The 14,596-nt window shown below is 37.5% G+C and carries 7 protein-coding genes; 1 reads left to right on the forward strand and 6 read right to left on the reverse strand.

The window, feature by feature from the left end:
* Positions 1–59: 59 nt before the first annotated feature.
* Positions 60–911 (reverse strand): hypothetical protein, encoded by an 852-nt coding sequence (locus tag ACP3T3_RS08905; RefSeq protein ID WP_426479530.1) that lies wholly within the window; start codon positions 909–911, stop codon positions 60–62.
* Between the two features lie 613 nt (positions 912–1,524).
* Here ACP3T3_RS08905 and ACP3T3_RS08910 point away from each other — a divergent pair.
* The gene (locus ACP3T3_RS08910; RefSeq protein ID WP_426479531.1) at positions 1,525–4,581 is read left to right on the forward strand and encodes an amino acid adenylation domain-containing protein; all 3,057 of its coding nucleotides are present in this window, start codon (positions 1,525–1,527) and stop codon (positions 4,579–4,581) included.
* Between the two features lie 84 nt (positions 4,582–4,665).
* Here ACP3T3_RS08910 and ACP3T3_RS08915 read toward each other — a convergent pair whose 3' ends face one another.
* The 5 genes from ACP3T3_RS08915 to ACP3T3_RS08935 form a co-directional block, all read right to left on the reverse strand.
* Positions 4,666–5,427, reverse strand: coding sequence for a LytR/AlgR family response regulator transcription factor (locus ACP3T3_RS08915; RefSeq protein ID WP_426479532.1), 762 nt, complete (start codon positions 5,425–5,427; stop codon positions 4,666–4,668).
* Positions 5,428–5,505: 78 nt separating this feature from the next.
* On the reverse strand, positions 5,506–6,825 hold the full coding sequence (locus ACP3T3_RS08920; protein ID WP_426479533.1) for a RagB/SusD family nutrient uptake outer membrane protein: 1,320 nt from the start codon (positions 6,823–6,825) through the stop codon (positions 5,506–5,508).
* Positions 6,826–6,837: 12 nt separating this feature from the next.
* Positions 6,838–10,170, reverse strand: a complete 3,333-nt coding sequence (locus ACP3T3_RS08925; protein ID WP_426479534.1) for a SusC/RagA family TonB-linked outer membrane protein — start codon at positions 10,168–10,170, stop codon at positions 6,838–6,840.
* Between the two features lie 6 nt (positions 10,171–10,176).
* Complete coding sequence (locus ACP3T3_RS08930) at positions 10,177–12,750, reverse strand: zinc-dependent metalloprotease (protein WP_426479958.1); 2,574 nt, start codon at positions 12,748–12,750, stop codon at positions 10,177–10,179.
* A gap of 130 nt (positions 12,751–12,880) precedes the next feature.
* Positions 12,881–14,464, reverse strand: a complete 1,584-nt coding sequence (locus ACP3T3_RS08935; protein WP_426479535.1) for a histidine kinase — start codon at positions 14,462–14,464, stop codon at positions 12,881–12,883.
* Between the last annotated feature and the right edge of the window lie 132 nt (positions 14,465–14,596).

The raw sequence follows: 14,596 nt of genomic DNA on the forward strand, positions 1-14,596 counted from the left end.
AAATAAAATGTAAAGAGAAACACGCATACATTTAAAGAAGCTTTTTTAAAGGCTTCTTTTTATTTTTTTTTGATTAGTTCTTTCTTGGCTTCTTTACGAATGTATTTTTCTGCGAAGACATCAATTTTTTTTCTTTTTTGTCTTATATCTTCAACCTCGTATTTATTAGGCTCAATATTCATTTCATTTAAGTTACTTTTATTAATTACCGTAACAATGTCATTACTCTTATTTAAAATAAAGAGATATTGAGAAGTTTCTCCAATAAAGTTATGTTTATTATCTCCAGTGTATATTTTTTCAGTTTTTATGATTTTGGAACTATAACTTTTACTAAGATCAGAAGCCGCTGAATATCCCCAATAACAATAAGAGCCTAGTAAAATAATAAAAAGCATAACACCTAATACCGTTTTAAAAGCTTGATTGGATTCTCGATCCTTTTTGGGAATTATTTTATAAGAATCGTATATAAAATTGGGTAACAATATTAAAATAAAAAAAATCTTTTCATCAATGATAAAAATTCCTGTAATCATTATAATAAATAGAAGAATAAATACAAAAAAAGGTCTGTCTTTTTCAACTAAATACTTAAAGTATAAGTCTACACGTTTCTTTTTTTGTTCATTCATTCTATCATATTTATTTTTATTTTTCACTCTTGTTAAGAACTTCGCAGAAAAAAGATCATAAATAATATCCAAAATGATATCAATTAAGCAAAAAATAACAACAGATTTTAAAACATTGCCGATGGATTGGAAAATAATATCAGTTAGTGTAACATAATACTGTATTTTAATATCAAAATATTGATAATAGCAATATTGATAACTAAAACCTAGTACGTAAAACAGTAAAATTATTGCTGATAAATGTTCAGTGTATTCTTTGAAGTATTTTTTCATGGGGTTTTTAGAGTATAAAGCAAAGATACAAATATGGTAATTATAAGACTTTAACCCTCATTGATAAAATGATCACTAAAGCCCGAAATCTGCGTTTAGGATTTAAAGATTATCTTTATCATAAACTCCTTAATAAAGTTATATCTCAAATATTCAAAAATTAAATCTTATTTAAATATTTATTATTTTTCAATCAGTGTTTTTGATTATAACCCATGCTATTAAACACCTGAATTAATTGTAAATAATTTTAATTTACTTTGGTTGAAAAATACATAAATTCCCCCTATAATTACCCCTTCTGGAAATCCACCCACGATAAACCCTGTATTTAAAGGAAAGTTTACAAAATCGGTGGGTTCTGGAGAAACCACTTAAAACCTCTAATTTATTTTAGAGGTTTTTTTGTTTTTATATCCTTATCTATTTCTTAATTACGCTATTACTCCCCCTATTCATAAGCAAAACTGACGATCTTTTCAATCCATTCTGCAAAATCAACAATATTTAATCACCAAAACAGGAATTATTATAAATAATTAAATTATATTTAAACATAAACAATTACAAATAATAATGAACAATCAAAATTAACAATTAATCAAAACAAATCATGAAACACCCAACCATTCACGAAAATGTTAATGATGAATTTAGCATTAAACAAAGTCAGTTTAAAAACGTACTTTCTATTTTTAAAGAAGTAAGCAGCTCTCTTCCCCAAAAAACGGCTCTCATTTCTGAAAGCAAAAGTCTTTCATATCAAGAGCTGGACTATCAATCGGATCAGCTTGCTGCCCATCTTCTTAAGTTGCCATTAAAAAAAGGAGCTTCAATTGCAGTCTGTATGTCTCAGTCTGTACAGCGCATTGTAGCTTTCCTGGCTGTTCTTAAGACAGGTTCCGCTTATATTCCTATTGACGGGCAACTCCCGGAAAACAGGATTAAAATGATTGTAGAAGACTCGGGAACTGAGCTTATTATTACTGAAGATTCTTATCTCAATAAATTCGCTGAAACCGGAACCCAGCTGATCAATATGAGTAACCTGACAAATGAATCCGCAGCGTCTGATTCTGATATCGACCCTGATGAAATTGATTTACAGCAGACCGCTTATATCATCTATACTTCCGGAAGCACGGGAGTTCCTAAAGGAGTAGAAATTCATCATGAAGCTTTTTACGCTTTTATAGTTTCATTTACTGAACGCTGGGGTTATTCGGCCAAAGACAGAACGCTTCAGTTCAGCTCAGCCGGATTTGACGTCTCTATTATTGATATATGGGTCCCTTTGTTTACAGGTGCAACTGTCGTTTTATATCCTGATAACAAAATTGTAGGAAAACCTTTGCTGGACTTTATAGTAGATCATAAAATAGAAGTGGTTCCTTTTCTTCCACCGGCTGTATTGAACACATTGCCTACAGATATTCCTATCGGAAATCTTCATACACTATCAATTGCAGGTGAAGTTCCCACAGAGCAGACAGTAAAAAACTGGTGCAGCAGGGTTCGCCTCATAAATGTATACGGGCCTACTGAAACAACAGTAAGTGTGGTTACTCATCATTTCCGGGAAGACACCAATCCTCATATCATCGGAAGACCTTTAGAGGGAACTCATATCCATATCCTCAATCAGGATCTGGAATATGTGAACGATGGTATCACCGGAGAAATTTATATCGGAGGCAAGCAAGTGGCAAAAGGATATATAAATAAGCCTGCAGAAACCTCTGAAGTATTCATTGAAGCTCCTGAATGGATGCAGTCTACCCATGGAATCAATTACAGGCTGTACAAATCCGGTGACCGCGGATTCTGGAGAAAAGACGGTAATATAGAGTTTGTAGGTCGGCTTGATGAACAGGTGAAATTAAGGGGATACAGGATTGAATTAAAAGAAATTGAACATCACATAGGACAGCTTGCACAAGTAGCAAATGTAGCCGTCAAAGTACACCGCTCGGAGCAGGGGCAGCCTGTTCTTGTTGCATTCCTGGAACCTTATGAAACAGATAAAAAGCATATCACACTGGAAGATATCAGAACACGGCTGAAACAAAGTCTTCCAACTTATATGCTTCCCGAAAAAATCATCCTGTATGATAAACTTCCTTTGACAATTACCGGAAAGATTGATAAAAGTAAACTGCATGTTCCTTTGCAACAAAGCCTTAAAAAAGCCAAAGAAAAAGTTGACCGCTCAGATCTTAAACAGGAACTCACTGACATATGGATGGATTTACTGAACCTGGATGAAGTAGATGAACATGATAACTTCTTTGAATTGGGAGGCCATTCTCTAATGCTGGGGCAAATGCATGCACGTTTACCCCTAAACATCCAGAAAAGAATATCACTTCCCGAATTATACCAGTTTCCAACGATAGCTCTTTTTGTGAAAGAAGCAGAAATCCGTCTGGCACAAAATCAAATGAGCCAGCAGCAAAAAGCCCGTCTTGTGGAGGAGCAGCTCCTGAAAGCTGCCGAACTTCCGTTTGATTTTGAAATCACAGCACAGCCGGATCCAAAACTTCTGGCCAATCCCTCTGCCATTTTCCTCACAGGAGTTACGGGCTTTGTTGGCTCACACCTGCTGGAAGAGCTCATTCCCCGAAATCCTGAAGCTACCATCTACTGTCTGGTAAGAGCCGGAAACGAAACGCTGGCACTGGAACGTATCAAAAGTACTTTTTTAAAATTCAAACTGGTATGGAAAACAGAGTATGAAGATAGAATAAGGATTATTTTAGGAGATCTTACTCAGCCGAAATTAGGAATTGATGAAAAAACATATGAAGAACTTCTGAAAAACATAGAAGTTATTTATCATATGGGAAGCGACGTAAGCTATGTAAAGCCTTATGAACACATCAAAAAACCTAATGTTGACGGTATGGCTCATATATTACATCTGGCTGTACATGAAAAAACCAAATTCCTTATTGTTTCATCTTCAATGGGAGTATACAGCTGGGGAAGAAGTTTTACCGGAAAAACCTGGATGACAGAGGATGATCCTATAGAGCAAAATCTTCCTGCCGTATGCCGCGATATGGGATATATCAAAAGCAAATGGGTTATGGAAAGCATGGCTTCAAAAGCCCGTGATAAGGGCCTTCCCTTGATCAATTTCCGTTTAGGCTTCGTAGTCTGCCATGGAGAGACCGGAGCAACTCCATTAAATCAGTGGTGGAGCTCGCTGATGCGTTCCTGTATTGAATTAAAAGCATTTCCGCTGGTCATGGGATTGAAAGAAGAAGTGATCACTGTAGATTATGTGTGTAAATCCATTGCTCATATTAGTCAGAATCCGGATGCGATAGGCTTAAACTTTAATTTAAATCCTTTACCGGAACACGATCTGTCTCTTACGGATTTCTGCGTACGCATCACCGATTACTGCGGGCTGGAAATGAAAAGTCTGGATTTTGAGATCTGGTTTGAACAATGGAAGCGCAATCATGAAATACCTGTCTACGCCCTACTTTATCTATTTTCTGATGATGTTCACGAAGGAAAATCTCTGGTTGAAGCGTATGAAAACACTTATTATTTTAGAAGCAGCAATACTGAACGCTTCTTACAAGGTACAGACATTAAGCCTGCTATTTTTAATAAGCCGGTTATAGAAGCTTATCTGAGGTATATGAAAATGATTTAAATCAAAATTCCATTCAGTAATCCAGGACCTCTATTTTTTAGAGGTTTTGGTTTTTTATATCCTGAAAATATTTTGATCATGCAATCAGCTGTTCAGCCAGTTCAGGCATTCGGCAATCTGCATTTTACTGATGAAAATTTCAGTATTTACTTCCGGTTCAGGTGAAAGCCTGAGCTCTACTTTCTGGCTGGAATGTTTGATAATCTCGGCAACAGCGTCTTTATTGATGATAAACTTACGGTTTATTTTAAAGAAGATTTCCGGATTCAGTTTCTGAATAATATCTTTAATGGTATCATCAAAAATATAGGTCTGATGATCTTTTGTAGTAAGGAAAAGGTATTTTCCGGAGGCAAAAAAATAAGCGGTGTTTTGCTCGTCTATTGATTTGAGTTTATTGCCTTCTCTTACCATAAACCGTTTCATCACCTCATCATCTGCCTGGCGCAGTGATGAAATGGATTTAAGTACCGGTTCTGGGTCAAAATTGTTTCTTATGGAGATAAATTTCTGTAAAGCTTTATGCAGATCTTCTTCTTCAAAAGGCTTCAGAAGGTAATCGATTGTAAAATGCCTGAAGACTCTCATGGCATATTCATCAAATGCGGTAATGAAAATAATGGGGGTGAAAAGTTCTATCTGTTCGAAAATTTCCAGGCTCATTCCATCACCAAGATGGATATCCATAAAAATAAGATCTGCTGAATTTTTCTCAAAAAAATCAATTGCCTGTTTTTTGGAACGAAGAATAACAGTCTCTGTAACAGGGACGATGCTTTGTGTATCTAAAAGATTTTTCAGATAATTCACAGCCAGCAGCTCATCTTCTATAATGGCAATTTTCATAACGATGCAAAAGTACAAAAAACCGCTGAAACGATTAAGTTCAAGCGGTTTCCTCTGTATTGAATTTGATATGAAGTTCTATAGATTAGGGTTATTCTTCTTTGCACTCATTGGATATTCAATGGTATATCGCGGATCGTTCTGCTGAAGAATATATTCTTTGCCACTGATGGTGTGGCTTATTTTTTTCTGATTAGCTCTTCTTAAGTCGAACCATCTTTGTCCTTCCAGGGCAAATTCCCGGAATCTCTCATCGAGGATAAAGTTCATAAATGCTGTAGAATCCATTGTAGATACTGCATTTTGTACTGCAGTATACCCTTCCGGAGTATACCTGTTTTTTAATACTTTCAACAGCGTTTCTTTAGCCTCAGCCAGTTTATTAAGCTTTAATAATGCTTCAGATTTTATAAAGTACTGCTCTGCTGTTCTGAAAGAAACTTTGAATTCTAAACTTCCTCCTTTGGTGACTTTATACTTACTACCATTTTTTTCAAAATACATGCCAAACCTTTTATCTGCCGTAGTATTGTATGAAGAAATAAGTTCCGGAGATGCAAAAGACAAGTTCTTGATCGAGTTATCCCATGTATTGTCCAAAGCCATGATCGATTCCGGGGAAGCATAATGGTTAGGCGGTGTGTTTACCGTATTTAAATTGCTCAAATCTCCCTTTACCGCCAGTACCTGATCGGCATAATGTAAAGCTTTGTTCCAGTCTCCTTCATAGAGAGCGGTTCTTGCTTCAAAAGCCAGCAATGCTGTTTTTGAGAACCTGTAGTTAACTCCCAATGCCTGCTTTTGCTCCACCATCAGGTCTTCTGCTTTTTTAAGATCGGCATGAACCTGATTGTATACTTCCTGTACAGAAGATGGTTTCAGCACCTGCTCAAGATCGATTTCAAGACTGATCGGGACTCCTCTGTCTGTAGAAGCCGTAGCACTGTTGTAGGGTTTTCCGTATAGGTTCACCATATCAAAATACAAATACGCACGAAGCGCATACGCTTCTGCTAAAATCTGATTTTTCTCCGGCGAATCCTGCATCGTTTTGCTTCCTTCATTGATGATCTGGTTCAGGTAGAAATTCACGGAGTAAAAGCTTACCCATGGAAATTCTGTAGATGCCTGATCATTATTAGAATCTTTCCACATCGCCATTTCACGGTAGGAAATAAAATCCGCAGCATTATCATCAATATTCACCTCATCGGTACGAAGTGCCACCAGCGATTTGTGAACAGGATATTTTGAATAGGCTGATGTAAGCACTTTCCGGTAATCTTCAACGGTAGCAGGAATAATTTTTCCTTCAGGCTGAATATCTAAAAACCTGTCACATCCTATATTGATAAGGCTGATTGCTGTAAGCGCTATGATTGTTGTAATTTTTCTCATTTTTCTTAAGTTTTAAAAAGAAACATTAAATCCTACAGTCACCGACTTGGTGATAGGCTGTGCATAAATATTACCGTAAGTCTCCGGATCGAAATACCCTTTATATCCGTTGCTGAATACAAAAAGGTTACGTCCTTCAACGCTCAGCCTTAAACTTGTGATTCCCATAGGATTTGTAAATTCTTTTGGAAGTGTATATCCTAAACGGATGCTGCTGATTCTTACATAGCTGATTTCTTTTGCCCATACGTCAAGTAAGCTGTATGCGCTGGATCTGTTTCCGGCAAACCATTTATTGGCCATCCATCCGTCCGGGTTAGCATCCATATCAGGACTTGTAATTCCAGGAAGCGAACCTCCGGCTTCGTAGATATCTCTTGTATAATTCCTTCCTCTGTCAAGTTCCATTCCACGGTAAGAAGGTGTTCTCATTACCGTCTGCTTCAGGTTGAATGTTGCAGAAACCGTAAGGTCAAAATTACTTACCTTAAAGGTATTGATAATCCCTCCGGTAAATTTCGGATCTCTGTCTCCTACATAAGTAAACAGGCTTCTCAGCTCAGCATTTGAAAGTTTGGTATCTACCAGCTGCCCTGGTAGGAAATCTGCATACACATCATATAGCTTAAAGAATTCTACTGCTGATATTTTTTCATCCCCTTTCCAGAACAACGGATTTCCGTGCTCATCCATTCCTGCAGTTTTCAAAGCAAAAACAGCATTCACCGGAAGTCCCTCTCTTGATGGAAGCAATGCATTATCACGTGGCTGCTCACTCAATACCCTGCTCTTGTTATGTGCAAAGTTGATGGTAGTTGTCCATTTGAAATTATCATGATTGATGTTTCGGGTAGATATTGCCAATTCAAAACCTTTATTGGTCAAACTTCCCCAGTTCATCATGGTATATTCGAAACCTGTTTCAAGAGGGGTTTCTTTCATGCTGATCATATCTGTTCCTTTTCTGCTGTACACATCAGCGGTAAGGCTCACACGGTTATTGAACAATCCCAAATCAAGACCTAAGTTGGTATTGGTTGTTTTTTCCCATCTTAATTTATCATTCGGAGGGCTGAGAACATTGATAATGGATTCTTTTCCTCCAGGAAGAATGGTGGCATCATTATATTCACCGATAAAGAATGGCGAAGTGTTTCTGTCGATATTTCCCTGAAGACCGTAAGATGCTCTCAGCCTAAGGTTAGATACCGCAGAAATATTTTTCATAAAGTCTTCCTTCGTTACCAGCCACGATCCTGAAACGGCCCATATCGGAAGGTATTTATATTTTTTATTCACCCCGAAAAGGTTCGTTCCGTCATATCTTACACTTCCGAAGAATGTATATTTCTGATCATAGGTATACGATGCTGTAGCAAACATAGAAGCATACGCATTCTCGACAGGTGCTGCTTCACGGTACGTTTCATATCTTTTATCTGCGGCAAAACCTGAGTTCGGGAACACAATTGCTGTGGCTCTTCTGGTTGTCGGATCATATCCGAAAGCTCTTGTAATAGTCGTATTATCCTCTGTTTTACGGATTTCTGTTCCGGCCATCAAATCAATTTCATGTTTTGAATTGATCTTTGTGCTGTACGCTGCCTGCAATTTCCAGTTGTACTGGAAGAAATCGTTATCCCAGTTCTGTTTTACCGCACCAGCCGGCAGAAAGTAATTGTATTTACCGTCTTTGTAATAACGGGTATTTTCTTTCATTTTTCTGGTGAAGTAGGTATTCTCCGCCGCAAATTTCTCTGTTTTGTTTGCATCATACTGAATCCCTAATTGAGAGGTAAACCTTAAACTTTTTGAAGCTTTATATTCTAAATCCAAAATGGCTTTCAAAGAGTTATTTTTCAGTGAATAGTTGGTATTTTCTCTTTCTTCCAGGAAGTTGAACGGAATATAACGGTCTTCAAAACCATCCATATCTCTATCATAATTATAGCTTCCGCCTGCATTGAAAGGCTTCATGTAAGGATTGGCGTTTCTTGAATAGTTAACCGGGTTGATAGAAGCATCAGCATCCGTTACAAAAGATGTACGTTCACTTTGCGTTCCGAAAATAGAGATTCCTGCATTTAACTTATCGCTTAATTTATAATTGTTTTTTAAGGTCAGGTTATAACGTTTAAAACCTGTACCGATAGTTGTTCCTTCTTCATCATAATATCCCAGGGAGAAATAGTAATCTGCACGGTCACTTCCTCCGGAAACACTTAATCCGTATTGTTTGTTGATGGCATTTCTGTACAACAGTTTACCCCAGTCTGTATTGTTATTTCTTAGACCGTTTATTTGCTGGCGTGTGAATGAATTCAACGCATCAAATCCTCCGTTTCTGAAAGCATCCAGCTGGCTGTTCTGAGTCAGAATTCTCATCACTTCTCCTTTATCTGCGCGGTAGGTAAGATCTGCACGCTTGGCAAGCATCAGCTCTAAGTCTACTTTTTCAGAAGCATTCAAAAGGTTCAGTTTGCCAAAATCAGGACGTGAAGTAACGAAAGTATCTGCTGAGAAGTTCAGTTTTAAACTTCCTTTTTTTCCTTTTTTGGTTGTAATGGAAATTACCCCATTTGCCGCTCTTGCCCCGTAAATTGCGGTTGCTGCAGCATCTTTAAGAATCGTAATATCTTCAATATCGTTAGGGTTCAGTCCTGCAATAGAGAAATTCTGAAGCTGGTCAATATTGTCTTTATCTGTGAAATTCGGAACATCATTTCCTTCTAACGGAAGACCGTCGATTACCCATAGCGGGTCCTGAGGACCGGAAAGAGAAGCTGTACCTCTGATTCTGATCTTCGCAGGACTACCAGGAGCACCGGTTTCGGGAGTTACTGCCACACCAGCAATCTGCCCTGCCAGCATTTGATCCACGCTGGCAACACCAGCCTGGCTGATGTTGTCCATTTTTACTGTAGAAACCGCTGAGGTCTGCTTACGCTTTTCAATTTTCTGGTAACCGGTGATGATGACTTCCTGGATTTTATTTTTATCTGAAACTTCAGATGTCAGTCTGATTGTATAATTGGTCTGCCCTTCATTAAGCTGAATTACTCTGGATTCATAACCCGGGTAGCTTACCAATACAGTTTTTGTATCAGCAGGAATTTCCAATATGAATTTTCCGTCCTTATCGGTAACCGTACCTACTGATACACTTTCGATAATTCCTTCTAATTCTGTTTTTGTAGAGACCGATTGGGTCTCGATTTTTATAGATGCACCGCTGATAATATGAGATGTATTTCCATCTTCTATTTTCCCGGTGATGGTTTTCTTTTGCTGGGCCATTGCTATATTAGCGGCCAAAAGAGGTAAAAGTATTAGAGTTTTTTTCATTGCCGTTTATTTGTTTAAAGCCTCCTGAATACGAATGATTAAATCTGTGTAATGTGCTCTGGAAGCATCATCGCCTCTGTATCTTGTCCTGTTCAGTAAGTCCAGAACCTTCTGAAGTTCTGCCCTCTTGTAAGTAGTGACTTCAGATACTCTCTTCATGGATGAATAATTGATATTCCTCAATCCGTGATCATCTTCATGGAAATTACAGATGGTTGGGATATTCAAAGTATCTTCTACTTTCAATCCTTTCACTGCTGTTTTCTCAAATAATTTGTTTACCGAAACAATCAGGGCATCCACATAATTTTTCTGAGTCATCTTTTCAAGCATCGTAAGGTTTCCTTTTTTACTGAAAATAGCTGTTCTCACCTGATCAAATAAGTTCTCAACGGTATAGATTTCTTCTTTAGAGCCTGAAACCTGATGCTTCAATTCATTTTCAAGTAACCTCAACAGCCTGTCATCCATAAACAGGGAGTAGATGTTCGCATACTGCATTCCTCTTGCCAGGGTATATGGCGTTTGCTCAAATGGTCCCATCGGTGAATTTTTAACCGGGTACGTTTTTTCTGTAATCGGATTGAAGAATAACCATTCCGGAAGGTTGATGGCATTTTTAACAAGATAATCAACCGCTCTCCTCTGAATTTCCGCAGGAACAGCTTCGTAAGCTTTCTTCTTGTTCCCAAAAACAGTGTTGTTCAGGTAAATTCCTCCTACATTGGCCATCACATGACCTGTATACAGATCCCACTGCCCAATAACACCCAGATACAGCTTTCCGGTATCCGTATATTCTTTACCGTCTTCATAGGTCCATTTTAAGAGATTATTGATGACAACTTTCAGGTTTTTCATTCCGTACTCGCTTGCTTTCATCGCATCATCACCTAAATCTTCCGACTGCGAGCGCGGATCAATGGTTTCCAGATAGCTTTGCTGCTCACCATAGAAATACATCGGGTTATCCTCGTGTTTTTCAATTAAGTTTTTCAGCGCTTTTTTCTCCACGAATTCATCCGGATACCAACGGTACCCCCAGTCTATGGCATATTTATCGTAAAGACCAATTTTCGGAGTGATTGCTGTAACGCCATCTTCCGGCTGGGCTACATAATTGTAACGGGCATAATCCATAATGGAAGGTGCTGTACCACCCATTTTATCTGTAAATTCTTTGGAACGAAGCGATTCTACGGGGAATGCAAAGGAAGCTCCCATATTGTGCTTCAATCCGAAGGTGTGACCTACTTCATGAGATGAAACAAAGCGGATAGCTTCCCCCATATGTTCATCACTGAATTTATTTCCTCTTGCTTTCGGGTCAATGGGCCCTGTCTGAATTCTCATCCAGTCATGAAGAGAAGTCATTACATTATGCCACCAGATGATATCGGCTTCGATAATTTCACCACTTCTCGGGTCTACCACAGAGGGTCCCATTGCATTTGACTTTGGCGACGCGGCGTAAGTAATCACAGAATATCTTACATCATCAATATCAAAATCTTCATCTTTTTCGTCCGGCATTTTCGCAATCACTGCATTTTTGAATCCTGCCTGCTCAAACGCCGCCTGCCAGTCATGTACTCCGGCAATGATTTTCTCACGCCATTGTTTGGGTGTTGCCGGGTCTATATAATAAACAATCGGTTTCTTAGGCTCTACCAGCTCACCTCTTAAGTATTTTTCTTTATCTTCATCCTTGGGTTCAAGATTCCATTTGGTAATGAAAAACTTTTCATCCATTTTTTGCTGGTTGTCATTAAACGACCAGTGTTTTTCGGAGAAAAACCCTACTCTTGAATCGGCTATTCTTGGTTTCATCGGTATTTTAGAAAGCAGAACCAAATTGGTAGTCACCCCTAAGGTTACCGGAAGATCTACCCCGCCTTCATTTACAGAAGTAGATAATTGAGATTTCACCACAAGGTTCTTAGGAAATGTCTTTACTCCTTCTATATAAGAAAGGCTTGATTTCACAGAACCTCCCAATCCTACATTGGCCAACACGTCGTTAAAGCTTTTCTGATTCCCATCAAATACTTTATTGACTTTGATTGCTACTGCTGTAGAATCATTGTTTTGTGCCTCAATATCAAAGACTTCAATGACAGATTCTGAAAAGTTGTCTTTTACAGATTTTGTAATGGCATCATTTTTTGGGGATGATACTTTAGGAACTACCGTTTTTACCCATACTTTTTTAGCTACGGGATCGCGGTGAAAAGAGATGACCTTATTTTCATAATTCATTCCTTTATTCAAGCCAGCCTCGTTCACCTGCATAGGCACCTGAGAAAGCTTGTTAACCACCAAAAACTGGCGCCCCATCAAACTGTCAGGAATTTCAAAATAAATATCCGTTTTTACCTGTATCGTATTAAAAAGTCCCTTTTTATAGGTTCCTTTTTTGATCAGGTCTTCAATTTTTTTTGTTTTTTTTGACGAGGAAGTCTCTGTCTTATCTGTTTTTTCTTTGTTGACCTTTACCGTATCTTTATCTTTTTTCTGTGCTACTGCCATTGGTGAAGCCATAGCAAGACCGAGATACAGTGCGAGCCTGTAATTCTTCATTAAAATAGTCCGATTCATTCCAAATAGTAAATATCTTAGTTTCAGCCGGCAAAGCTATAGGTATCATGAATCATATAAATAATATTAGGGAGTGAATGGTGATTTTTCGGGAGTGAATGGATTTTTATTTTTACTTCAATAAAGGTAAAAAGCATATGAAATATTCACCATCTACAGAAATATGAAGAAGATTATTCTTAAAATATCCATAAATCTGATTCAAATAATCAATTCCGAATTTTTCCCCCTGCACCGGTTCCGTTTTAGGCTGCCAGGTATTCTTTACCGTAATCCCGTCTTCATCAACAATAATAATGATTTCCAATGGCTGGTCTATCGTTGCTATATTATGTTTGGTTGCGTTTTCCGTCACAATCTGGAGGGATAAATACGGAATTCTTTTTTCCAGGCTTTCGGGAGCATTAATAATCAGTTCAAAGTTCATCTCTTCATCAAACCTGCTTTTCAGAAGCTCCATATACTGTTGTATAAATTTGATTTCCTGTGAAACGGGAACAATATTTTCTTTCGGAGGCACTATCAGATATCTGTAGATTCTGGAAAGATTCATGGTAAACTTCTGTGCATTTTCTTTACTGATCCCGATCAGCATATAAAGGGAATTCAGTGAATTGAAAAGAAAATGCGGATTGATATTATTTTTAAGCTGCTGAAGCTGATTGATCACTTCGGCTTTGTGCATCTTTTCATTTTCTATTAACAATAAATTCTTCTCAGACTGTATTTTTTCTTTTTCCCGATATGCCAGATTAGTCGCCCGCTGGAATAAAATAAAGACTGTAACAATAAGAAATAAAGCCGCAAGAAAAATATAAACGGTATAGGTTTTTATCTTGCTGATATTTTCATCGATAATAAAATTCACATGATTCACGACTGTATATCCGTCAAAATTATCAGTCTTCAATGGTTTTATAAACCGGGTGACCTCAACTCCAAGATATTCTGAAACCGCTGTTCCTTTAGTATATCCGGCTTCGGTTTTGCTGGTCAAAGTATCGGCAGGCTTAATATCTGTAAAGTCAAAAATATTCTTTCCTATGTATTTCTTTTCAGGATGGGTAATGCAGATTCCTTCTTTGGTACATACAAATGCATAGGTATTGGAACTTTTATCTACATTAATGAAATACTGATGAAGATCATCCAGGCTTACGGTAGAACCATAATACAGTTTGTTCCTATCAGGTAATACCAAAGAGTCATAGCTTATCCAGTACATACTGTCTTTTTTGGTAACCAAAATATCTCTGAAGTGCCCCGGCCCGCTATTTTTTATAACAATAGATTTCTCCTTTTTATCAGTATTTCTGAAAATATCAGATAAGGGATTGTTGCTCTCAGACTTTCCTGAACTTCTGTTTTCATAATAATACCAGCTGTAAGGCAGCAGGTTTCTTTTTTTGTTTAAATCATTTAAAACCAAAGAATAATCCTTGTAATTCTTCAACCCGTCTTTCCGGATCAAAGCACGAAGCAGATATTGATAATCCTCAATATTTCTGAATTCATGTTCTATAGATTCATACTTTCTGAAGAATGTTTTCTTGGCAAAATCATCGGTATTTTTACGGCTGTCTTCAGTGATCAGAAGACTCAAAACGGCAAATGCTGCCACTGCAATCAGGCAGGCAGACAAAGCGGTAATGTAAATGGACTTTTGGGATAAAGCGTGTTTAAAATTAATAATCAAATTCTCTGAATTGTGGTTCCTCTACCTATAAATTATTCGTTTGCAAAGATATAACAAAGATTTCAGGACCATAAAGTGAATTAAATTTAGATTTTATTTTTTTAGAAACAGGAAAAAGAACAAATTTTCAAA

Source organism: Chryseobacterium sp. CBSDS_008 (assembly GCF_049959325.1).
GTDB lineage: Bacteria > Bacteroidota > Bacteroidia > Flavobacteriales > Weeksellaceae > Chryseobacterium.

Excerpts from the sequence above, each read along its gene's own strand:
- ACP3T3_RS08915 (WP_426479532.1), bottom strand. The coding sequence starts at position 5,427 with ATGAAAATTGCCATTATAGAAGATGAGCTGCTGGCTGTGAATTATCTG.
- ACP3T3_RS08925 (WP_426479534.1), bottom strand. The coding sequence starts at position 10,170 with ATGAAAAAAACTCTAATACTTTTACCTCTTTTGGCCGCTAATATAGCA.
- ACP3T3_RS08910 (WP_426479531.1), top strand. The coding sequence starts at position 1,525 with ATGAAACACCCAACCATTCACGAAAATGTTAATGATGAATTTAGCATT.
- ACP3T3_RS08930 (WP_426479958.1), bottom strand. The coding sequence starts at position 12,750 with ATGAAGAATTACAGGCTCGCACTGTATCTCGGTCTTGCTATGGCTTCA.
- ACP3T3_RS08920 (WP_426479533.1), bottom strand. The coding sequence starts at position 6,825 with ATGAGAAAAATTACAACAATCATAGCGCTTACAGCAATCAGCCTTATC.
- ACP3T3_RS08905 (WP_426479530.1), bottom strand. The coding sequence starts at position 911 with ATGAAAAAATACTTCAAAGAATACACTGAACATTTATCAGCAATAATT.